This window comes from Sorangium sp. So ce321, from assembly GCF_051530195.1.
Classification (GTDB): domain Bacteria; phylum Myxococcota_A; class Polyangia; order Polyangiales; family Polyangiaceae; genus Sorangium.
In genome coordinates this window covers 511,773-533,512 of the sequence record NZ_CP150329.1, presented here as the reverse complement: position 1 = coordinate 533,512, position 21,740 = coordinate 511,773, and the positions used below count along the sequence as shown (strand labels likewise).

The 21,740-nt window shown below is 71.7% G+C and carries 14 protein-coding genes and 1 pseudogene; 7 read left to right on the top strand and 8 right to left on the bottom strand.

Annotated features, from left to right (window positions below):
• Positions 1–213: 213 nt before the first annotated feature.
• The gene (locus tag WME89_RS02100) at positions 214–420 is read right to left on the bottom strand and encodes a hypothetical protein (protein ID WP_438007615.1); all 207 of its coding nucleotides are present in this window, start codon (positions 418–420) and stop codon (positions 214–216) included.
• Between WME89_RS02100 and WME89_RS02095 the strand changes: the two genes are divergently transcribed.
• Positions 419–1,828 (top strand): hypothetical protein, encoded by a 1,410-nt coding sequence (locus WME89_RS02095; RefSeq protein ID WP_438007614.1) that lies wholly within the window; start codon positions 419–421, stop codon positions 1,826–1,828. The genes WME89_RS02100 and WME89_RS02095 overlap by 2 nt on opposite strands.
• A 12-nt stretch (positions 1,829–1,840) precedes the next feature.
• On the opposite strand, the gene WME89_RS02090 is transcribed toward WME89_RS02095, so the two are convergent.
• Entirely contained in the window at positions 1,841–2,977 is a 1,137-nt protein-coding gene (locus WME89_RS02090; RefSeq protein WP_438007613.1) for a trans-sulfuration enzyme family protein, read from the bottom strand.
• Positions 2,978–3,498: 521 nt separating this feature from the next.
• A complete protein-coding gene (locus WME89_RS02085; protein ID WP_438007612.1) occupies positions 3,499–4,419 on the bottom strand; it encodes a transposase in 921 nt (306 codons plus the stop codon).
• A 732-nt stretch (positions 4,420–5,151) separates the two neighbouring features.
• Between WME89_RS02085 and WME89_RS02080 the strand changes: the two genes are divergently transcribed.
• Positions 5,152–6,267, top strand: a complete 1,116-nt coding sequence (locus WME89_RS02080; protein ID WP_438007611.1) for a DUF3500 domain-containing protein — start codon at positions 5,152–5,154, stop codon at positions 6,265–6,267.
• A 416-nt stretch (positions 6,268–6,683) separates the two neighbouring features.
• Here the strand turns inward: WME89_RS02080 and WME89_RS02075 are convergent, their stop codons facing one another.
• From WME89_RS02075 to WME89_RS02065, 3 genes are all read right to left on the bottom strand, one after another.
• Complete coding sequence (locus WME89_RS02075; protein WP_438007610.1) at positions 6,684–7,787, bottom strand: metallophosphoesterase family protein; 1,104 nt, start codon at positions 7,785–7,787, stop codon at positions 6,684–6,686.
• Positions 7,784–8,977 (bottom strand): hypothetical protein, encoded by a 1,194-nt coding sequence (locus tag WME89_RS02070; protein WP_438007609.1) that lies wholly within the window; start codon positions 8,975–8,977, stop codon positions 7,784–7,786. The genes WME89_RS02075 and WME89_RS02070 overlap by 4 nt, the downstream gene beginning before the upstream one ends.
• A 95-nt stretch (positions 8,978–9,072) precedes the next feature.
• Positions 9,073–10,197 carry a Gfo/Idh/MocA family protein gene (locus WME89_RS02065; RefSeq protein WP_438007608.1) on the bottom strand — a complete coding sequence of 375 codons (1,125 nt, stop codon included), beginning with the start codon at positions 10,195–10,197 and terminating at the stop codon, positions 9,073–9,075.
• A 108-nt stretch (positions 10,198–10,305) separates the two neighbouring features.
• Here WME89_RS02065 and WME89_RS02060 point away from each other — a divergent pair.
• A pseudogene (locus WME89_RS02060) lies at positions 10,306–10,449 on the top strand (catalase-related domain-containing protein); the annotation flags it as partial.
• Between the two features lie 57 nt (positions 10,450–10,506).
• Here WME89_RS02060 and WME89_RS02055 read toward each other — a convergent pair.
• Positions 10,507–12,117, bottom strand: coding sequence for a hypothetical protein (locus WME89_RS02055; RefSeq protein WP_438007607.1), 1,611 nt, complete (start codon positions 12,115–12,117; stop codon positions 10,507–10,509).
• 1,114 nt (positions 12,118–13,231) lie between these two features.
• On the opposite strand from WME89_RS02055, the gene WME89_RS02050 reads away from it, so the two are divergent.
• Positions 13,232–15,634, top strand: coding sequence for a PAS domain-containing protein (locus WME89_RS02050; RefSeq protein ID WP_438007606.1), 2,403 nt, complete (start codon positions 13,232–13,234; stop codon positions 15,632–15,634).
• Positions 15,635–15,711: 77 nt separating this feature from the next.
• Here WME89_RS02050 and WME89_RS02045 read toward each other — a convergent pair whose 3' ends face one another.
• Positions 15,712–16,623 carry an MBL fold metallo-hydrolase gene (locus WME89_RS02045; RefSeq protein WP_438007605.1) on the bottom strand — a complete coding sequence of 304 codons (912 nt, stop codon included), beginning with the start codon at positions 16,621–16,623 and terminating at the stop codon, positions 15,712–15,714.
• A 439-nt stretch (positions 16,624–17,062) separates the two neighbouring features.
• Here WME89_RS02045 and WME89_RS02040 point away from each other — a divergent pair, with 439 nt between their 5' ends.
• The 3 genes from WME89_RS02040 to WME89_RS02030 all read left to right on the top strand — a co-directional run bounded on the left by WME89_RS02040 (position 17,063) and on the right by WME89_RS02030 (position 21,694).
• Complete coding sequence (locus WME89_RS02040; RefSeq protein ID WP_438007604.1) at positions 17,063–17,824, top strand: AzlC family ABC transporter permease; 762 nt, start codon at positions 17,063–17,065, stop codon at positions 17,822–17,824.
• Positions 17,821–18,150, top strand: a complete 330-nt coding sequence (locus tag WME89_RS02035) for an AzlD domain-containing protein (RefSeq protein WP_438007603.1) — start codon at positions 17,821–17,823, stop codon at positions 18,148–18,150. Before WME89_RS02040 ends, WME89_RS02035 begins: the two co-directional genes overlap by 4 nt.
• A 280-nt stretch (positions 18,151–18,430) precedes the next feature.
• Positions 18,431–21,694: a protein kinase domain-containing protein gene (locus tag WME89_RS02030; RefSeq protein WP_438007602.1), complete on the top strand. Its 3,264-nt coding sequence runs from the start codon at positions 18,431–18,433 to the stop codon at positions 21,692–21,694.
• Positions 21,695–21,740 lie beyond the last annotated feature (46 nt).

Genomic DNA, 21,740 nt, shown 5'->3' with positions numbered 1-21,740 from the left:
GCTCCCCTCGCCAACTGGCTGACGCCATGCTCGTCCGGCATGGCGGCGCGGGCGCCATCCATCGCTATTCAAAGGTGCGCTGGGTAGATGCTTGTACCGGACGAGGGCCGGTGACGACTTTATGATAGAAGACGCGATGGGCAGCGAGGTTGCTGCCCGAAAAAGAAGCGACAGGGCAGCGAGGCTGGCTGCCCGAGCATCGGGCCAGCCACCTCATGAGCTCTCGGCGGGCGCGGGACAGGCGAGCCGATGGTCTTTCGCGCCTTCGATTCCCCGGCCAACGGCGCGGCCTTCAGCCCGGATGGCAAGCGCATCGTCGCCGGGTCCGACGACAAGCTCGCGCGAATGTGGACCGTTCTCGATCCCCTCCACGGCCTCGATGATTTGAAGCTGTGGGCCGCGATCTGCGAGGACGGTCATGCGCGTGTTGCACCTCATCGACCCTGCCACGGGGCAGCTCCGGCCGTCGATCGCGGGGAATCGAGGGGAATGGATCGCTGCCGCATTCCGGCAGGCCCCTTGCCCTCACCTGTACTGGTGGGATAGTTCTGCCGGGATGCGGACAGGTTTGCTCCGGTCCATCGTGCTCGTCAGCGCTGGCCTCTCGTGTCGACCGGCGCCGCCTGCTCCGGACGCCGACGTCGAGGAGCCGCGCGCCGACGCAGGCAGCAATCCCAATCCGCTCTGCCCCGGTCCCGTCGAGCCGGACACCACCGAGGTGGCGAGGCTCTCGCTCCCGGCCCGCACGCGCTCGACGATGACGGGCGGTTATCACATCGCGAGCATCGATCGCTCGACGCGGACGCGCGTGGTCGCGGAGGGCGGAGCCACGCTCGCGCTCGGCCCCGGCTATCCGAGCACCGTGACCGTGACGCTGGATGCCGTCGTCGACCCGCGCTGCTGCTGCGCCCCGATCGAAGGCGCGATCACGATTGACGAGATCAGCGCGATCCAGGGGGCGGCCACCGTGACGCAGGCGGGGCCCACGGCGTTATCCGTCACCGTGAGCGAGGAGGGGACATCGACGTTCGAGGCCTCGGGCGTGATCGCGGTGCCGGTCGGCGGGCTCGACGGGTGCGATGCGTACGACGACACCCGCGAGCTCCCCGTCACCTTCTCGATGAGCGTCCGGGCCGCGCGGCCGCACTGGCGGATCGAGGCCCCCCCGGAGTGCGGGGCGCGTACGGTCATCCAGTCGAGCCGCCCTCTCCCGATCACCACGGTGGCGCTCGACGCGATGGGCGAGCCATTCACTCCACAGAACGTCGAGCACGCGGAGGTCACCGTGGTGGGAGCCGGCGTGGGGCTCCGGATGCCCGAGGGGGGCGCGCCCTCCGATATCGTCGCGACCGGAGAGGGGAGCGTCGTGATCACGGCGACCGACGGCGGCGGATCGCATGAGGTCTCGGTCATCCCCCCCGCCCGCATCGACGCCATGGATGTGGTGTTCGCGATTCCAGGCTTCGGGGGAGGCGGGATGACCCTCATGGAGGGCCAGACGCAGGATGGGTTCGGGCGCACAGGGAACCGGGTGGTCGCCGTGATCTCCAGGCTCGAGTCCGCCGGCGACCCGCTGTGCAGCGAGGCGAGGACCGAGGACTTCGCGGTGACCTCCTCGACACCGGAGACCTGCGCCGTCGATGGGCGCTTTTGCGAGAGCGTCGAGCTCCCCTCGGGAGACCTGCTGACGCGCTCCGCGGAGGTCGTCGCCGACGGGACCTGCGCGGTGCGCGTGGATGCGCCGGCGTTCGCCGGTGGGGCGGGCCTCGGCGCGGAGATCTCGGTGACCCTCCTGAGCACCGAGTCGATGATCGACGTCACCCCCTAGCCGAGCCGGGCGTCAGCGCGGCCGGAGCGCCTCGTCGAGGTCGGCCCAGAGGTCGTCGAGCGACTCGAGGCCGATCGACAGCCGGAGCAGGTTCGGCGGCGCCAGCGTCCTCGGGCCCTCGACGGTCGCGCGATGCTCGACCAGGCTCTCGACGCCGCCGAGGGAGGTCGCGCGGAGGAAGACCCTCAGACGGCCGGCGACGCGGAGCGCGTCCTCGGCGCCGCCCTGCACGAGGACGGAGAGCATCGACCCGAATCCGCCGTTCATCTGCCGCGCCGCCACGAGGTGGCCGGGATGGGACTCGAGCCCTGGATACAGCACCCGCTCGACCCCGGCGTGGCCCGCGAGGCGGCGGGCGAGCTCGATGGCGGTGGAGCTCGCCCTGCCGATGCGCACGAAGAGCGTCCGCATGCCGCGCAGCAGGAGCCACGCCTCGAACGGGCCAGGGACCGCGCCCTGGACGTGGCGGAGGTGGCGGACGCGCCGCCATGCCTCGTCGTCGCGCGCGGCCACGAGCGCGCCGGCGAGCACGTCGCTATGGCCGTTCAGCGCCTTGGTCGCCGCGTGCATCACCAGGTCGGCGCCGAGGGTGAGCGGCTGCGTGTGCACGGGCGTGGCGACGGTCGAGTCGACGGCGAGCTGCGCGCCGCGCGCGTGCGCGATGTCCGCCGCCGCCGCGATGTCGACGACATCCCAGGTAGGGTTCGCGGGCGTCTCGATCCAGACAAGGGAGGTCGGGCCGCGCTGGACCGCGGCGCGGAGGGCGTCGAGGTCGGTCGCGTCGACGAGCTCGAGGTCGACATGCCATGTCTCGCACCACTCGGTCATCCAGAGGCGGAGGCCGTGGTACATCGCGCGCGAGGCGACGAGGCGCGCCCCGGGGCGCACGAGCGCCTGCACTGCAGTGGTCGCGGCGGCCATGCCCGAGGCGAACAGGCGCGCGTCGGCGCCGCGCTCGAGGTCCGCGAGCAGCTGCTCGGGCGCGCGGTACGTCGGGTTGTCGTCGCGCGTGTACTCGTGCGCCGCGGGCAGGCGGTAGCCCTCGTCACGCGCGTACGTCGTGCTCGTGTGCAGGGGCGGCACGACCGCGCCGGTCGCGTCGTCGGTGAAGTGGCGCGCCTGCGCGGCGATCGTCTCGGGAGAGGCCATGGCCCCGATGCTAGCGCTTGCGCCGGCGCTCGCACACGCCGGACGACGAGCCGGGCTCCGGGCTCACTTGGCCAGCTTGAGCACCGCGCTCGGCGTCTCGTCGGGCGACCCGACCCGGGTTGAGCTATCCCCTGGGCGACCCGACCCGGGTCGCGAGGCGACCCGACCCGGGTTGAGCTATCTGCCCCAACCCGGGTTGAGCTATCCCCGGCCCCAACCCGGGTTGAGCTATCTGCCCCAACCCGGGTTGAGCTATCCCCGGCCCCGACCCGGATTGCGCAGCGACCCGACCGGGTTGAGCTATCTGGGGTGCGACCCGATCCGGCCGGACTACGACGACCCGACCCGAACGACCCGGGTTGAGCGATCTGCGATCCGACCCAGGTGCGACGACCCGACCCACGTTGGATCATCTGCTCGGCGAGAGATCCACTTCCTTCTTTGGACGGACGTGCCCCACGACGACGCACCGAAACGGCCGCCCATCGTCACCCGCTCGCCACTCTGCGCTCGTACAGTGATCACACCGTGAGCACGGCGTCGGTCACGCTGGCTCCATGGAACGTGCGCATCCACCACGTCCCAGCCGGGAACATGACGCTGCGTACACCGGCACGCCAGCACTCGAGTGCGGAACGGTACAATGCGCGAAACGCCCGCACTGCGATACCAGCGCTGCGCCGTCGGTCAGGCTGTTCGCGGCCGACCGCAAATGTTGGATTGCGACCGCGCAGCGCCTCCAGGCTCGTGGCTCGCTCGTAAGGGGAGATGTTGCTGGCTCGCTCGGCGCCCAAGAAGCCAAGTCCTTTCTGACCTATCTCTGCGTGGGCCAGCGCTTCCTGTCGCTCCAGCTCGGCCGCAACCTCACCGCGAAAGCAGTCCGCGCTCGCCTCGTCGATGGCGGGCGGCAGCGCCAGCGGGAGCGTGGCTTCGTCCGGCCACTGCGGGTTCTCTGGATCGAGATACGCCGTCGGGCGCGCTGTACGCAGCTCGCCGCGGCCGAGCTCGTCTACATCCACCTTCGCGCCAGGCCACTCACGCGCGTGCCGGACCAGGCCAGCGGCAACCGGGTTCGCAACGACGTAGGCGATCTTCTCCACCACCGCCGCGCGTGTCATCAGCCGCACCACGCTCGTCGCCTCGTGGTCCCACACTGGACCTTCCCACTGGCGAAGTACCTTCGTACCGAGAGCGACGATGCGATGGAAGAACTGCAAGAAGCGCGGGAGAACGCCGTTCACGTCGGTCACGACGAGGTGCAGATGCGATGACATCGCGCAGAGCGCATGGACCTCGATGCCGTAGCGGCGCGTCGAGACCGCGAGGGCGTAGACCAGCAGCTGGGTGATCGCCGCATCTGGGCGGAAGAGCAGGTGCCGGCGAAGGACGCGACGGGTGATCAGGTACGTGGCGCCGGCAATGATCTCGCGGGGCTGGCTCATGGCCGGCGTACATCAACAAACCGTGTGCCAGGGATTGCGGTCAATCATTTCAAGTACTTGTTACACTCCGGGGGTGGCGGCCGCCTGGCGGTCCGCCACCTGGGCCACTGGCTCCCGCAACTTGGGTTATTGCTGTGCTGTGCTCCCGCATCGTGGGTTGGCGCCGCGAGGATCAGGTCGGGTGGCGCCCTGGGCCGGGCCGCGGGCCGGGCCGCCGCAACCTGGGTCGCGCCGCCGCCGCCGCCGCGACCTGGGTCGCGCCGCCGTTGCCGCCGCCGCCGCCGCCGCCGCCGCCGCCGCCGCCGCCGCCGTTGTCGTAACCTGGGTCGGGCCGCCGCCGCCGCCGCCGCAACCTGGGTCGGGTCGCCGCCGCAACCTGGGTCGGGTCGCCGCCGCCCCGCCGCCGCAATCTGGGTCGGGCCGCTCTGGTCGCCAACCAGGGTCAGGTCGCTCCAACCAGGGTCAGGTCGCTCCAACCAGGGTCAGGTCGCTCCAACCAGGGTCAGGTCGCTCCAACCAGGGTCAGGTCGCTCCAACCAGGATCAGGTCGCTACCAGGGTCAGGTCGCTCCGCTCCGCCGCAACCTGGGTCGGGCCGCTCTGGTCGCCAACCAGGGTCAGGTCGCTCATGTTATCCGTGATGGGTCCACGAACCGAAGCGCCCGCTCCTCGTCCGCCCCCCGGCACAGCCTCGTCCAGACCGGGCCCGCAGATTGCTATCCCCCTCCTCTTCATGACGGCGACCTCCTGTAACAGCATGCGGCCCCAGGAAGGCCTACCCGGCGAGCCCGCGGCCGCCCCGGACAGCCAGCCCGCGCCGGCCGACCGAAGCGCACACCACGGCGCCCCGCCCTCGCCCCCTGCGCCGCCGGCACCTCCCCCGGGACACGCCACGGCCGACGCTCTCGGGGCCGCCGCGCGCGCCTTCCTGGACGGCCTCGATCACGCGTCGCGCGACCGGGCGCAGCTTGCGTTCCAGAGCAGCGACCGCGAGGATTGGCATTACGTCCCGCGCCGCCGCGCCGGCCTCGCGCTCGGGGACATGAACGGAAGCGAGCTCAACACGGCGCACGTCCTGCTCCGGACCGGCCTGAGCCCGGCGGGCTATCGCAAGCTGGAGGGAATCCTGCTGCTCGAGGGCATCCTCGGCGGCCTCGAGGGCAACCCGGGTTTCCGCGACCCGGGGCGCTACCACCTCGCCCTCTTCGGGCAGCCCGGGCACCAGGCCCCCTGGGGTCTTCGCTTCGAGGGCCACCACATCTCATTGAACTTCACTTCGGCAGGACATGCCGTGGCCACCACCCCGGCGTTCCTGGGCGCCAACCCGGCCGAGGTGCCCTCGGGTCCCCGGAAGGGCCTGCGCGTGCTCGCGTCCGAGGAGGACCTCGGCCGCGCCTTCCTGGCCTCGCTCACCCCCGCGCAGCGTCAGCGCGCCGTGATCGCCCCCGCGGCGCCGCTCGATATCGTCACCGAGGCCTCCCGTCGCGCCGCGCTGCCGAGCTTCGACGGCCTGCCCGCCGCCGAGATGACCCCGGCCCAGCGCGCCGCGTTGATTCGCCTCCTGGAGGTCTACGCCCGCAACTTCCCGGATGACGTCGCCGACGGTCACCTCGACCGTATCGCTCGCGCCGGCGTGGAGCGCCTGCACTTCGCCTGGGCTGGCAGCGCCGCGCCAAAGCAGCCGCACTATTACCGGATCCACGGCCCAACCCACCTCATCGAATACGATAATCGCGGCGGCGATCACATCCACACGGTGTTCCGCGATCTACAGGACGACTTCGGCGACAGCCTCCTCGCACGGCACCTGCAGGAGGGCCACGGCGCCCACGTCCACCGCCGCCCCTAGGCCGCGCGGGCGATGGCGCACCCCGCGGGCGCCGCGCGCCGGCGGGGCTCCATCCATGAATTGCGGGGAGGTCTGCCGGGTGATTTGCAATTGCGCAGCACAGGCCCTTTGCACGGACCGCGCTCCTGGACACGCCCCGGCTCGCTTCAGCCTTCGAGCTCGGCCGCGGCGCGCAGGAACTCCCGGCCTCGCCGAGGAGCGCGTCTTCCAGACGCCTCTCGCGCCTTCGCGTACAGCCCCGGCGGCGCGCCGTTCGACATGGCAATCGAGGTGCGAGAGGTGGTGAGCGCTCCTCCGGAAGATCTGCTCTGATATCCCGCCGCCGCGCCCCCCGGGGCCGCGCAGCTCCTGCGCGCTCTCGTCGCGCCGCCGCTGGCGCCCGGCGCGCTCCTCCGGCGGCGATCTCCTCCCGGGGCTCAGTCCACGCGGACGACAGCGACCTGCGCGATCTTGCCCGGGGGCTCCACGTCGACGGTGACGAAATGGCGCCCGATGCCGTCGAGCCGCTCGGGGATCGCGCCGCCGCCCCCCGAGATGTACGCGGGGATCCCCGCGTTCTCGAAGGCATAGAACGAGTGAATGTGACCGTAAAACGTGAGGTCCACGCGCCCGTCCGCGAGCATCGTGAGCAGCTTGTTCGCCTCGGCGCGGCTCGCGAACGCGCCGTTGCGGGAGCCCACCGGGTCGAGGGGCGCGAGGTGCATCGTGACCACGTGCAAGAGCGCCTGCCCCTCGGCGAGCCAGCCGGAGAGCCACTCGTAAGCGAGCGGATCGATCGTCGCGCTCGCCGAGTCGAGCATCGTGAACTGCACGCCCCGGAACACGAAGCGGAAGTTCCCGCGACCAAACCACTCGTGATAGAGGTCGTCGCGCGTGCCGAGCTCGTGGTTGCCGAGCGTCGCGTAGCAGGGGAACGCGAGCGTCTTCATCTCGCGCTGGAACCGCTCGAGCTGCTCGGCCGAGCCCCGCGAGGTGAGATCGCCGCTGATGAGCGCGAAGCGGACGTTCTGCGCCTCGTTCATCTTCGCGTAGATGTCCTGCACGCGGTCGATCTGCTCCTGGACATCGGCGAAGACGGCAAACCTCCATGGCGCGAGCCGCGCCGCGTCCGGCGGGCGCAGCGAGAGCGTGGCCTCGGCGCCGGGCGGCAGGGAGAGACGGTAGGTGCGCTGGGTCGGGAAGGGCGCCTCGACGAGCTCCACGGGCACGCGCTCGTCCCCGACGCGGACCGCGAGCTCGGCGTCGGCGAGCACGTTCTCGATCGTGACCGTCCACGGCCCCCCCGCGGCGTCGAGGAGGCGCACCGAGAGCACGGGCGCGCTCGCCCAGAGCGAGAGCTCGCCCGGCGCGAGGCGGCGGACGGCCGCGAGCCCCTCGTCCACGACGACGCGCGCCTGGCCCGCCGAGGCCTTCCCCACCTCCAGATCGCGGCGCGCGCGGCCCTCGGCCACGTCGAGGCAGGACAGGGTGAGCGGCGCGGCGAGGGCGAGGAGCACGAGGAGAGCGTTCTTCACGATCATGGCGAGCCTCCGGGGCGCAGGAGCAGCGACAGGCGCCCGACGTACGCAGAGCCCGCCTGCACGTCGGCGAGCACACCCCAGCGGGGCGAGGCGTAGAGCCGGCCCTGCAGGCCGAGGTGGCCCGGGACCCCGCTGCCGAGGCCGGTGATCTTCGCGCCGGCGGCATAACCGTCGTGCCGGTGCTCGTAAAACACCTTGGCCTCGCCGCGTGGATACCCCTCGTGCCCGAGGTACATGCCGAAGGCGAAGTGCGGGATCAAGAGCTCGTTCCCCTCGAACGGGCGGCGGCCGTAGCGATAGGCCTCGACCGCGACCCCCCAGCCCATCTCCGCGAATGAGCCTCGCAGCGTGCGCCCGATGTGGGCGAGATCGAGCCGGCCCTGGAGGGTGACCTCGCCGGTGGTGATCGAGAAATCGTCGGAGGTGTAGCGGTGGTGCGTGAGCGCGCCCTCGATCTCGAGGAACGAGCCGTCCGCCGCGCGCGGGCCGTCCGGCGTGCCGGGGCCGACGAAGCGGTAGGCCCCCTCGGCGCGCAGGCGCGCGTTGTCGTCGTCCAGCGCGAACCAGCCGGAGCCCGAGAGCCGGATGGAGCGCAGGCGCAGGTCCATGCCAGACACGAGAAAGGCGCTGTAGGCGAACGTCGGATCGTGGACGTAGGCCAGGCCGAGCTGCGTCTCGACCCAGGGCAGCGCGAGAGGAGGGCTGCCGGTGCCGCCCTCCGGGGCGAGCACGCCATAGATGTCCGCGAGGAGGGAGATCCCGAACAGGCCGGCGCCCGTCACGGTGGCGAGCACGATCGGGGCGATGACGCGCCGCGAGGCCCCGGACACGGCCGCCCCCCCGAGGCCGCCGACCATGAGCCCCAGCCCGGCGCCCTCGAGCGCCAGCAGGGACAGGCCCGTGCGCGCCTCACCGAGGAGGAAGTGCCCGGTGCCGTGCACGAGCACCCCGGGAACCACCGCGCCGGCCGCCGCCAGGGCGCGCCGCCTGGTGGAGGTCTTCTGCCTCGCCGGCGCCGCGCTCGGCGCGACGGCAGGCGCCGCGCTCGGCGCGACGGCAGGCGCCGCGCTCGGCGCGGCCGTGGTCGGGGAGGCCGGTTGTTCCTCGCCCTCGTCGGCCTGGACCGGCGCCGCTGCGAGGAAGGCGAGGAGGGCGAGGAGGTAGCCTGTCGTACGCGGGGGCCTCAGCATCGAGATCTTCGTCGCGGGCGCCTACCGTCGCACGGACGAGCGGGCCTTGCACGCCTCGAGTAGCGCGAGTGGCGCGAGTAGCGCCCGGCCCCGCGTCACTGCTCCGACGGTGACGGCGCCTTCACCGGCTCCGGCGGCTCGACCGGAGGCTTCTTGATGTTCTGGCCCATCCCGGGCCGCTGATCCCGCTCGAAGGGGGGAATCGCCTCGGCCCTCCCGCTCGCGGCCGCGTTCTGGATCGCGAGCATCACCCGCACGTCCGCGAACCCTTCGAGGCCCGACGGCTCGGGCTCCTTGTCCTCGAGGACGCACCGCGAGAAATAGACGAGCTCCGGGGCGAACTGGTCGCGCTTCTTGTAGGTCTTCTCCTCGGTCTTGCCGCCCACCGTCAGGTAGTGCTTGATATCGGCCGTGTAGTCGAAGGCCGGCTCCACGCGGAGGTCGCCCTCGGTGCCCGCGATGCGGAACGACGACACGCTCGCGAGCCCCTGGCTCACCGTGAACTGGGCGACAGCGCCGCTCGGGAAGCGCAGGATGGCCGAGGTGGTCTCGTCGACGTCCTTCGCGCGCTTCTCGTCGAGCCGCAGGCTGAGGGCGAGCGCCTCGCTCGGCTCCTCGCGGAAGAGGTAGCGGGCGGCGTTGACGCAGTAAACACCCAGGTCGAACAGCGCGCCGCCGCCCTCGTCGCTCCGGGTGCGGATGTCGTCGGGGCGCACCACCTGCGTGAACAGGGAGGTGAAGGCGCGCACCTGGCCGAGCTTGCCCGAGCGGGCGATCTCGATCGCCTTCAGGTTCGCCTCCTCGAAGTGGAGGCGGTAGGCGATCATCAGCTTCACGCCGCGGTCCTTCGTGGCGCGGATCATCGCCTCGCAGTCCTCCTCGGTCATGGCCATGGGCTTCTCGCAGAGCACGTGGACGCCCGCGGCCGCGGCGCGCTCGGTGTACTCGCGGTGCATCGTGTTCGGCAGCGCGATGTACACCGCGTCGGCCCGCGAGCGCTTCAGGACGTCCTCCAGCTCGTCGTACCCGCCCCGCTCCGCGACGCCGTAGCGCTCGCCGAGCGCGGCGAGCTTGTCGGGGTCGCCCGAGACGAGCGCCACGAGCTCCGAGTTCTCGGCGGCGTTCTCGAACGCCGGCAGCACGGCGACCTGCGCGATGTTGCCCGCCCCGACGACGGCGTAGCGAATCTTCCTGCTCTCGTTCGGCGCTTTCCTGAACATGGCTCCTCCGTCCGCGGGCAACCCGCGTTCGCGGGAAACATGGAGAGATGACCGCGGGCGTCAACGGACGGGGCCGCGCCGAGGTCGGCCTCATCCAGACAGGCCGGCGAGCGCTACCGCGCGTTCGAGCCCTGGGAGCGCGACGAGCTCGTGAAGAACCTGGTGGAGGCGCCGTCGCAGCGCGACCGGGGCATCCAGGAGCGGAGGGTCGGTCACCTCTCGCGGTGCGATCAGGACCATGGCCGGCGGGTCGCCGAGGGGCTCGGCCTCCCCGCCGGCCCCGAGGCACCGGCGCGCCAAGGCGAGGCCCTAGGCCCGCCGGCGGCGCCGCGCGAGGGCGAGGCCCGCGATCGCGGCGAACGCAGCGACGCCGCCGCCCGGGCCCGCCGAGCCGCCAGCGCTGCACCCCGCCGCGGCCGACGCGCCGTCGCCGGAAGCGTCGCCGGCGAGGTCGGTCGACCCGTCGATCCCCGACAGATCGGGCAAGGCGTCGGGCTCCAGGCGCTTCAGCCGCGTCGGGCGCTCCAGCGCCTCGCCCACGCGCGGCGAGACAGCGACCTCCTGGAACCGATCCGCGCTCTTGAGGGACACGCGCAGCCCCTCGCCCGGCACCTCGATGATCTCGGCCTCGTCGGCCGCCACCTGGAACAGCGTGTTGCCGATGGTCACATACCAGCTCCCGTCCACCCAGCGCGCGTGCCCGAGGTCGCTGCTGACCTCCTCGGGCGCGGCGCCGGGGCGGCCGATGTAACGCTTGCCGTCGTTGAGGAACACCACCTCGTCGCCCGCGTCGCTGATGCCGTCGTGGCCGACCCGGAGCTTCTGCTGGTCGAACAGGCTCGATGAGTCGAAGTCGCTGAGCTGGTGCTGCTCGCCGTCCGCCGTCCGCAGCCACACCTGGTTGACGGCCCCGTCGCTCCGCAGGAACCCGGCGTGGCCCGCGTGCAGGAGCAGCCCCGCGGAGTTGCCCGAGATGGAGTCGCCGAGAGACACCTCCTCGCCGTCCGCCGTGTACAGGTAGCTCGAGCTCGTGCGCCCGTTCCACCACCGGCCGACGACGTTCGCCCCGTCCGAGATCGGCCGCTGCAAATTGCCCAGGTGATCCCCGAGGCGGCCCGCGAGCAGGCGGCGGATCCACGGCTCCTCGTAGGTACCATAGTACACGTCGCCAGCGGCGGTGATGTCGGACTGGAACGGCGATGCGGTGTCCGCCGAATACCAGATGCTCTGGTTCAGCCCCGTCGAGATCGTGTGCAGGTACGCCCTGCCCTCGTTGTGCGAGGTCCACACGAGCAGGTCGCCGTTCACCGCGTCCAGCCGGCCCCGCGAGATCCTGGTCCACGCGTCGCCGACCGCCGTGTAGATGCGGCCGGTCGCCGACTGGACCACGGCGCCCGACGGCGTGAGCGCGCCATAGGTCGGATCGCTCCCGGGCGGATCCGGAGGGAGCGTCGCAATCCAGCTCACCTCTTCCGTGGCGCGGTCGAGGACGCCGAGCTGGTAATACCGATCGAGGAACAGGACCCGCGCCGCGTCGAAGTCGAGGATGGCGCCCGGGGCGCGATGGACGGCGGTGAGCTTCGGGCTCGCCTCCACGTAGATGGGCCCGAAGGTCGTGGTGACGCTGGTGCCGGGGCCAGCGTTGCCCGAGATCGTGACGGTGAGCTCTTCCCCCGGCTCGAACGCCGCGAAGGGGCGCACCAGGAGCTTCAACGTCCCAGGGGGAGAGCTCGCCGTGCGCTCATTGCAGGCGCTCGCCGTGTGCGTCCGACCCCGGACCTCGACGCAGAGGCTCTGGCACTCCTCGGTCGGCGTCGCGAGGCACCTCGCGTCGAGCGGCGCGTTCCCCGCCACGACGCTGTGAGGCCGCGGGCTCGATAGCCACAGGAACGGCGTCACGGCGTCGCTGGCTCTCTCCACCGTCCGCTCCACCGTCAACCCGTCACCCCAGCGGTCGTAGGCGCTGATCGTTAATGCATGGGGGCCGTAGGCGAGGTCGCTTATATCGAACCTCCCCTCGAACCGATCGCCGCCGATCGAGGAAAGCCGGATCGTCACCCCCTCGAGCTCCGCGAAGACCCGGTAGATGCCCTCGTCCGAGGATGCATGAACGCGCACGAGGAGCGTGTCCCCAGCCACGATCAGATCACCCCGGGGCGCGCTGGCGCCGTCCGACGCCTGGACTTCGTCGATCGTCACGTCGGCCTGGGCGGCCGCGGCCGAGAGCGACAGGAGCGATGCGACCGCAATGCTGAGAAGCGTACGAGAATCGCGCATGAATCCTCCGATGGGTTGCCGGCTTGGATGCGACGGCAGGCCGCCGTATTCACGGCGCCCCTGGCCTCGGCCCTGCACGAAGACATGGGGCAACGCGAGCACAACCGGAAGCCGGCGCCGGCCGGTCGCACGAAAGCCACCTTGATGTTATTCAGATCACAATACACTCGAGCCCGCCGGCTCTCCGCGCCCGGGGCGCCGGTGGCGAGCTCATCAGCACGGGCCAGCGTCGATCCTGGGTCGGCGGCAAATGCGAGCAACGTCGAAGAGAAGGCAACGCTCCCACTGTAAGAAACAGCGTCTTCTCTCGAGCATGAATGTCGCGCAGCCGCGGCGCACCCGAGCGGCCGGGGAGGTTTTATCCGGGTGGGGGCGACGAAAGCGGCCGGGGGGCTCGCCGCGCGAGCTCCGGTGGCCTCATGGCGTGGCGAGAGCGCGAGTCGCACCTCGGCGGCGCCCGTAGGAGAACGCCTCCCCGGCGCGAGGGCTCGCCGTGACGGGTCCGGCCTGACGCGACTTGCCACCACGCAGCGAGCCGCGAGCCGATGCCGCCGGTCCCGGGGACCGCCACGTGCGAACCGAGGTGCGCGGTGAAAGCCCGTGTTAGTCTCACCGCGCGCTCACCAGGGTTCAGGCAGAAAGCGCGAGGGGCGGAGTGAACAGCGACGACAGACGGCGTGGAGCCGGACGGGGGCGACCGTCCAGGGGCGGACCGCGCGGCGCTCCGCGGGCGGCGGGCGACGCGCTGGCCCACGCCGTGGCCGACGCGTCGCTGGCCCTGTCGCGCGCCGGCGAGGACGAGGGCGCGCTGCGCGGGGCGATCGTGGCGGCGGCTTCTCGTCTCCTCCGGGCCGATGTCGCGTGTCTCTACGAGGTCCTGGAGGAGGCGCGCGCGCTCGGCCTCGCCATCTCCGAGGGCGATCTCGGCGGCGCGGCCGGCGCGCTGAAGCGCCTGCCGCTCGACGAAGGCAGCCTGGCCGCCGCGGCCCTTCGCGCGGGGCTCGTGCAGGTCGCGCCCGAGGGCCAGGGCGCCGCGGCGCTCGTCGACGTCAGCGAGCTCCGTCGCCATTGCGGCTGCTCCGTCGCGCTCGCGATCCCGCTCGCCTCCGGCGGCGATCTGCGCGCGGTGCTGCTCTGCGCCGCGGCACGGCCGACCCTGCCGCAGGCCGAGGCGGTCGAGATCGCCGGCGCCCTGTCGGGCCTCTTCGGGATGGCGCTCGCCGCCGCCGGGTCGCGCGCGCTGCGCGCCCGGGTCGCGGAGCTCGAGCGCTCGCGCGAGGAGCTCGGCGCGGCGATCGCGGAGGCCCGGCACACCGAGGAGGCGCTCCGGCTGAGCGAGGAAAGCCTGGGCAGGGCGCAGAAGATCGCCGGGCTGGGCAACTGGGACTGGCGCCTCCAGAGGAACGAGCTGGTCTGGTCCGACGAGTGCTATCGAATGCTGGGGCTGTCCCGCGACGCCGACGCGCTCACGTACGAGACGTTCCTCGACCGCGTCCACCCAGAGGAGCGCGAACGCCTGGCGCGCGCCATCGACCTCGCGCTCCACGGGGCCGAGCCGTACTGCATCGATTTCCGGATCATCCGCCCCGACGGCGAGGAGCGCCTCCTTCACACCGAGGCGAGCGTGCTCCGCGACGAGCAGGGGACCCCGCTCCGGATGATCGGCACCGCGCTCGACGTGACCGAGCAGCGGCAGGCGGAGAACGCCCTGCGGCTGAGCGAGGAGCGGCTGCGGGTGATCGCGGAGCACGCGAGCGACGTCATCTTCCGCATGCGGCTCGGCCCCGAGGAAGGCTACGAGTACATCAACCCCGCCGTGCTCGAGCACACCGGCTATCCGCCCGAGGCCTGGTACGAGAACCCCCGGCTCTTCCTGTCGCTGATCCACCCGGAGGACACCGGGCGCTATAACGAGTTCGTCGAGCGCATGGCGGCCGCCGGCGGGCGGCTCACCTTCCGGATCATCGATCGGAGCGGCCGGGTCCGCTGGATCGCGACCCACATCGCGATCCAGCGCGACGCGAGCGGAAAGCCGCTCACCGGGATCGGCGTCTCGCGCGATGTCACCCTCGAGAAGCTCGCCGACGAGGAGCGCGAGCGGCTCCTCCAGCAGCTCGCGGCCGAGCGGATCTGGCTCAATGCGGTCATCGAGCGCACGCCGGTCGGCATCGTCCTGCTCGACCCGGACGGCCATCAGATCACCTGGAACCACCGCGCCCAGGAGCTCGCCCGGACGGCCCCGCCGCAGGAGATGAGGGGCGCGTCGTACATTTGCCTCCCGGACGGGCAGCCGCTCGCCGCGGACGATTGCCCCGCGCTGCGCGCGCTGCGCGGCGAGGTCACGACCGCGCGGGAGCTCTCGCTGCGGCGCGCCGACGGCAGCGACGTGGCCGTGCTCATGAGCGCCGGGCCCATCGTCGACGCCGGCGGGAAGCTGCTCGGCGCCGTCCTCGCGTTCGAGGACATCACGCGCCTGAAGGAGCTGGAGCGGCTCAAGGAGGAGTGGACCTCGGTGGTGGCGCACGACCTGAAGCAGCCCGTGACGACGATCGTCGGGTACGCGGCGCAGCTCGAGCGGAGGCCCCACGTCGCCGACGCGGTGAAGGCCCGGGCAGGCCACATCCTGGCGAGCGCCAGGCGGCTCGGGCGGATGGTCTCCGATCTCACCGACATCTCCCGCATCGAGTCGCGGCGGCTCGCGATCGAGCGCGCGCCCGTCGACCTGCCGGCGCTCGTGCGGGCCGTCGTGGAGCGGATGACGAGCGACACCGAGGGGAACGCGGTCGAGGTCGAGATCAGGGGCGAGATCCCGACCGTGCTCGCGGACGCCGGCCGCGTGGAGCAGGTGCTCAGCAATCTGCTCTCGAACGCCGCGAAATACGGTGACCCCGGGACGCCGATCACGACGAGGCTGGAGCGGCGGGCCGACGCGGTGGAGATCTCCATCGGGAACAGGGGCCGGGGCATCCCGCCGGAGGATCTGCCGTTCCTCTTCGAGCGGTTCTTCCGGGGCAAGGCGCGGGAGGAGCGCGTCCTCGGCCTCGGCCTCGGCCTGTACATCGCGAAGGGCCTGATCGAGGCGCACGGCGGCAGCATCTGGGTCGAGAGCTCAGGCGACGGTCACACGACGTTCTATTTCACGCTGCCGCTCGCGGGGTGAGGGCCGGGCTCGCGCCGCCGCGCGCCGGGACCTGCGAGCGCCAGGCCGCGGTCAGCTCGGGGGTCCGAGACAGGCTGTCAGCGCGCCCCGGCGGCCGGCGAGGGCGCGGGGCCCCACTGCGGCTCGGGCTCGTCGACGCCCGCGCCGCCCGCGGGGACGGCGTGGCTTCGCCCGGTGATGCGCTCGAACTCCACGACGTCGTGGGAGCACACGAGGGTCACCTCGTGGCCGTGCTCCTTGCGCAGCGCGCGGAGCCGGCGCTGGTTCTCGAGCCGCGCGCCGCGGTCCTTCTCCATCATGACCTGATAGAAGCGCAGGCCCGGCGTGCAGCGCGGCCGCGCGAGGTCCATCTCGCGATGATAGAAGTAGGCGTCGCCGGCGAGGAGCAGCCAGCCGCCCTCGCTCCGGACCGCCACGCCGGCGTGGCCCAGGGTGTGACCGATGAGCGGGACGAGGAGCACCTCGTCCTTCAGGCCGAGGGCGGCGCGCGCGCCCTCGAAGCCGAACCAGCGCTCGCCCCCCGACGGATAGGCGATCCAGCTCGGCTGCGTCGACCACTGGGCGGGCCGGTAGCGCATGCGATCGAGGAGCGTGCGCCGGGCGAGCGCGGCGTCGCGCTCGTCGGCGAGCAGGTGGACCTCGGCCCCGGGGAAGTCGTCGAGGCCTCCGGCGTGGTCGAAATCGAGGTGGGTGAGCACGATGTGGCGGACGTCCTCGGGCCGAAAGCCGAGGCGCTGGATCTGCCGGTACGCCGTCATCTCGGCGCGGAATTCCGGCCGCACGAGGAAGAGGAAGAACCGGCTCAGCCGCTTCCTGGCCATGGAGACGTCCAGCAGCCCGAGCCCGGTGTCCACGAGCACCAGGCCGCTGTCCGTCTCGAGGAGCAGGCAGTGGCACGTCAGCCTTCCACGGAGCCCCAGCGTCTGCCCATCCATCAGCGCGCCGCCGATCGGGCAGGTCGAGATGCAGTTGAGATGATGGATTCGCATGCTACCCTCTCGCGGCCAGGCGCCCACGCGGTTGCATGCAGGTGCATGGGGCATGCCGGTCGAGGGCGTCACTGCCGGTGAGCGGCGACCTCGCCGGAGGCCCGACCCGGGTGGCCGCGCTCATGCCGATGCGCGCTTCATGTCAGGCGTTTCCGGGCTTTTCAGCCGTTTCCGGATGAGAGCGCTACCTTCCGCCACACCGAGACACTTGGCGACATCGATGCGCGGACTGCCCTGCTTCGCGGGCGGTGATCAGACGAGAAGAAGAAACGCCAAGGACGCCGAGAGCACCGAGGATGCCAGGAGAGAGAAGAGGAGCTCTTGTGCCTCTCTCTCCTGGCGTCCTCGGTGCTCCTGACGGTTTTCTTTTTTCTTTCTCCGGCCCGGCGGCCTTGACTTTCGGAGCGCGCCTGGACAGTTCCTAGCCCCCGAGCGCCGCATGTCCTTCGCCGCCTTCGCCCGCGCCACCGCGCTCCACCCCGAGTTCCGCCGCGGCGCGTACGACATGCTGCACGTGTCGTTCGGCGTGGCCGCCTGGGGCCTCGTGACCGGCGTCGCGATGGTCAAGGGCGGGCTCTCGGCGCCGCTCGCGGCGCTGATGTCGCTGCTCGTCTTCGCCGGCAGCGCGCAGCTCGCCACCATGCCGCTGATCACGTCCGGCGCGCCGATCTGGGTCATCTGGGCCACCGCCACCTGCGTGAACCTGCGCTTCGTGATCTTCAGCGCGATGTGGCGGCCCTACTTCGCGCACCTCCCGCGCTGGCGGCGGTGCCTGATGGGCTACTTCAGCGGCGACCTGAACTACGTGATCTTCATGAAGCGCTTCCCCGCACCCGAGCCGGCGCCCGAGCAGGAGCCGTACTTCTGGGGCGGCGTCGCGACGAACTGGTCCTCGTGGCACGGCTCGTCGCTGGGCGGCATCGCGCTGGCCAACGCGATCCCTGTCGAGTGGGGGCTGGGCTTCGCCGGCGTGCTCGCCCTGCTGGGCATCACCTGCTCGCTGCTGCAGGACCGGGCCACGTGGCTGGCGGGCGGCACCGCCGCCTCCGCCGCGCTCGCGGCCTACGCGCTGCCGCTGAAGCTCAACATCCTGGTGGCGATCGCCGCGGCGGTCGCTGTCGGCCTCGGCGTCGAGGCGGCCGAGGAGGCGCGGCGACGCGCGCGCGAGCGCGCCGCGGAGGCCGCGGAAGCCGAACGATGAGCGCCTGGGAGACCGCCGTCGCGATCGTCGGGCTGGCGCTGATCACCATCTGCACCCGCAGCTTCTTCCTGTTCCCCGACCAGGACCTGCCGATGCCCGGCTGGCTCCGGCGCGGGCTGCGCTACGCGCCGCTGGCGGCGCTGGTGGCGGTGATCGCGCCCGAGGTGCTGATGACGCAGGGCCACCTGATCGCGACCCTTCAGGACGCGCGGCTGCCCGCGAGCGTCGCGGCCAGCGTTTACTACTTCTCGCGCCGAGGCATCCTGGGGACCATCGTGATCGGCATGGCGGTGTTCCTGCCGCTGCGCATCGGGCTGGGCTGGTAGCGGGCGGGCTCGGCTGACGCCCGTGGCCGGGCGAGGCTGCTGTTCAGCTGGACCTGCAGCGCATCGTCGGGCGCGGTGGGCCAGGGCGCGAGACCGAACAGCGCCCGGACACTGAGCCTCTTCCGCAACACGAAACGGTCGTGAGCACGTCATGGTCTTGTAAACACCCTCCCCGTGCTCCCCTGAACAGGACACCAGCGCCTGCGGGGCTGTTACCCACGCTCTGGGTCGCTGCTCGCGCAGGTTCTCTTGATGGGCCGAGGCTGGTAGGCTGGGCGACATGTCGGACAAGGGTGTTCACCCGTCGGACGAGCCGGAGGTGTCCCCCGCGGACGCGCGCGGCTCGCCCGGGGCCCGGAGCCACCTCGGCGAGGGGGATGTCGTCGGCGAGCGCTTCCGGCTCGAGCAGCTGCTGAAGAAAGGGGGCATGGGCCGCGTCTTCCGGGCGACCGATCTGCGCCTCGGCGAGCAGGTGGCGCTCAAGCTGATGGATCCGGCGATCCTCGGGACCGAGCGGGCGCGCGCCCGCTTCCTCCGCGAGGCGCAGACCGCGGCGAGGCTGCGGGGTGCGAACGTGGTCCAGGTCCTCGACTTCGACATCGACGCTGCCACGCAGGCGCCCTTCATCGCGATGGAGCTCCTCCGCGGCGAGGACCTGGCCGAGCGGCTCGCGCGCGGGCCCCTCGCCTACGCCGAGACGGCGGCGATCCTCGCCGACGTCTGCAGCGCCGTCGGCAAGGCCCACGGCATGAAGATCGTCCACCGCGACCTCAAGCCGGCCAACATCTTCCTCGTCGAGGACGAGGACCGCCCCCTCTGCAAGCTCCTCGACTTCGGGGTCGTCAAGCTCGGGGATCTCGGGCTCGATCGCCAGGGGACGCCGCAGACCGACGCCGGCTCGACCCTGGGCACGGTGAGCTACATGGCCCCGGAGCAGCTCGCGAACGCCCGGGAGGTCGACCTCCGCGCGGACCTCTGGTCGATCGGCGTCATCGCGTACGAGTGCATGACGGGGCGCCGGCCCTTCCGCGGCGACTCGCTCTTCGAGCTGGTGCACCAGATCTGCAACGTCACCCCGGTCGCGCCCTCGCGGGTGGCCGACGTGCCGGGCGGCTTCGACGCCTGGTTCGCCCGGGCGACGCACCGCGACCGCGACCGCCGGTTCGCCTCCGCCCGCGAGCTCCTCGAGGCGCTGCGGGCCCTCGCCGGGCGCCCGCCGGAGCTCGTCGTGGAGAGGCTCCCCGATCTCCCGCCCGAGCCCATGAACCGCCAGAGCTGGGCCTCGGACGCCAACCAGATCGACATCGGCGCGCTCAAGGACCTGACGTTCAAGAACGCCGTGGTCCGCGAGTTCCTCGACAGCGCCAACAAGCACTTTGTCTCGGGGAGCAAGGGGCTCGGCAAGACCCTCCTGCTCACCTACAAGCGCTCGGTCCTCAGCGACATCTACCTGGCGGCGAACGGCCGCGACCGCCGCCACGCCGCCGTGCAGTTCATCCCGGAGGGGCGGCCGTACCTCGACCTCATGGGCGACCTGGCCAGCGTCGACCAGACCCAGGCCGCTCTCATGTCGGGCCTCTACGAGTGCAAGCGGCTCTGGAGCTTCAGCTTCCGCCTGTCGATCGTCTCGTACCACCCCGCCCTCCTCGGCGATCCCGAGGACCTCGCGCCGCTCCCCCGGGGCCTGCGCGGGTTCCTCGAGGGCCGGCCGGTCGAGCCGACGATGGTGGTGAAGGAGCTCCTGTCGCTGACCGTCCGCCAGATGAACCAGGTCATCGACGCGATGGAGGGCCCGCTCGAGCGGCGGCTCCGCTCGCTCCACAGCGGTATCTACATCTTCGTCGACAAGCTCGATCAGGCGCTCCGCCGGCTGCCGCGGGCCGCGTGGATCCACATGCAGGCGGGGATGATCGAGGCGGCGTGGGACCTGATGAACGCCAACCGGCACGTCAAGATCTTCGCCGCGATCCGCGAGGAGGCGTTCTCCGCCTACGAGTCCGACATCAAGGCCAACCTCTACGGCGCGACCTCGACGCTCCGCTACGCCAAGCACGAGCTCTTCGAGCTGCTCGAGAAGCTCACGTATTACTACGAGCGGCTGCCGCTCCGCGAGTTCATCCACCTCGACATGGTGAGCACCGGGCGCTCGGCCCGCGGGGAGAGGGCCTTCGACTTCCTCTATCGCCACACGCTCGGGCGGCCGCGCGACCTCGTGATCCTCGCCTCGGAGATCTCGCGCAACCGCCGGGCCCTCGACGAGCGGACGTTCACGCAGATCGTGCAGGGCACGAGCGCGGGCCTCCTGGTCGCCAACATCTTCGACGAGATGCGGGTCTTCCTCGAGGTGCTCTGTCACCGCGACAAGCGGAATCAGTTCATCGGCCTGCTCCCCCGCGACGTCCTCACCCACGACGAGGTGGTCGAGGTCTGGTGCAGCTTTCACGGGGTTGATCGCGCGTACTTCGACGCCCACGGCCGGAGCGCCGATGACGTCTACCACCCTTTCCGCGAGCTGTTCGAGTGCGGCCTCCTCGGGGTCCTCAGCGCCGACACGGCGGCCGGGGGCCACGTCCAGCGCTTCCGCCAGCCGCATGACGCGGTGGTCGGCTCGCGCCACGAGCTGCCGCGCTCGCGGTATTACCTCCTCCACCCCGCCTTCCGGGCGATGATCGAGCGGTTCCCCGGCGGCGGCCGGTTCAACGCGGTCCGCCACGTCGTCATCGGCCATGGGGAGCCCTGGCCTCGCCACGCGGACCTCGTGGTCGAGGTCCAGCGCGAGCTCTTCCGGCGCCCGGACGCCGGCGAGGAGATCGGCGAGGCGGTGTTCTCCCTCCTCGACCGGCTCGCGGCCGATATCGCCGATGGGGAGAGCGTCGACGCCGCGCGGCGGGCGATCGCCGCTTCGCCCGCCTTCGCCCGCCTCAGCGCCGAGCTCGACCGGATCCACTGGGACGAGCTCCACGTCGCGCTGCTCGACCTCTTCCCTTCCGGGCGGCGGTCGGAGCCGGAGCTGACCAACCGGGTCGAGGTGGCGATGCTCCTCATCGACATCGTGCGATCGACCCACATGATCCGCGACCTCGGCGACACCCGCTTCGTCGACCACCTGGAGCGGCTCCGCAGCGCCCTGCGCGAATCGGCGAACCTCCGCCTGCTGAAGGGGGTCGGCGACGGCTACCTCGCTGTCTATCCCACGGTGGCCCGCGCGCTCGAGGCGGCGCGCATGCTCCGTGGCGCGGTCGACGATCCTGCGCAGATACGCCTCGTCATCCACGCGGGCCTCGTGCGGATGAGCGACCATGACGTCATCGGCACGGAGGTCCACCGGCTCTTCCGGATCGAGGCGGTCACCGACGAGGATCGCGCGGAGGAGCCGCACACCGGGGTCACCGTGCCGCACCCCGGCCGGGTGACGCTCTCGCGGTCGGCCGTGGCCGCGCTCCCGGAGGCCGCGCGCGCGGGCTTCCGCCGGGCGGGCGCCTTCCGGCTCAAGGGGTTCGACGAGCCCGAGGCGATCTGGGTGGAGGCCGGCGCCGGCCCGTGAGGGCCTCCCGCCTCGACGAGCTCCTCGGCCACGTGTGGTAGCCTGT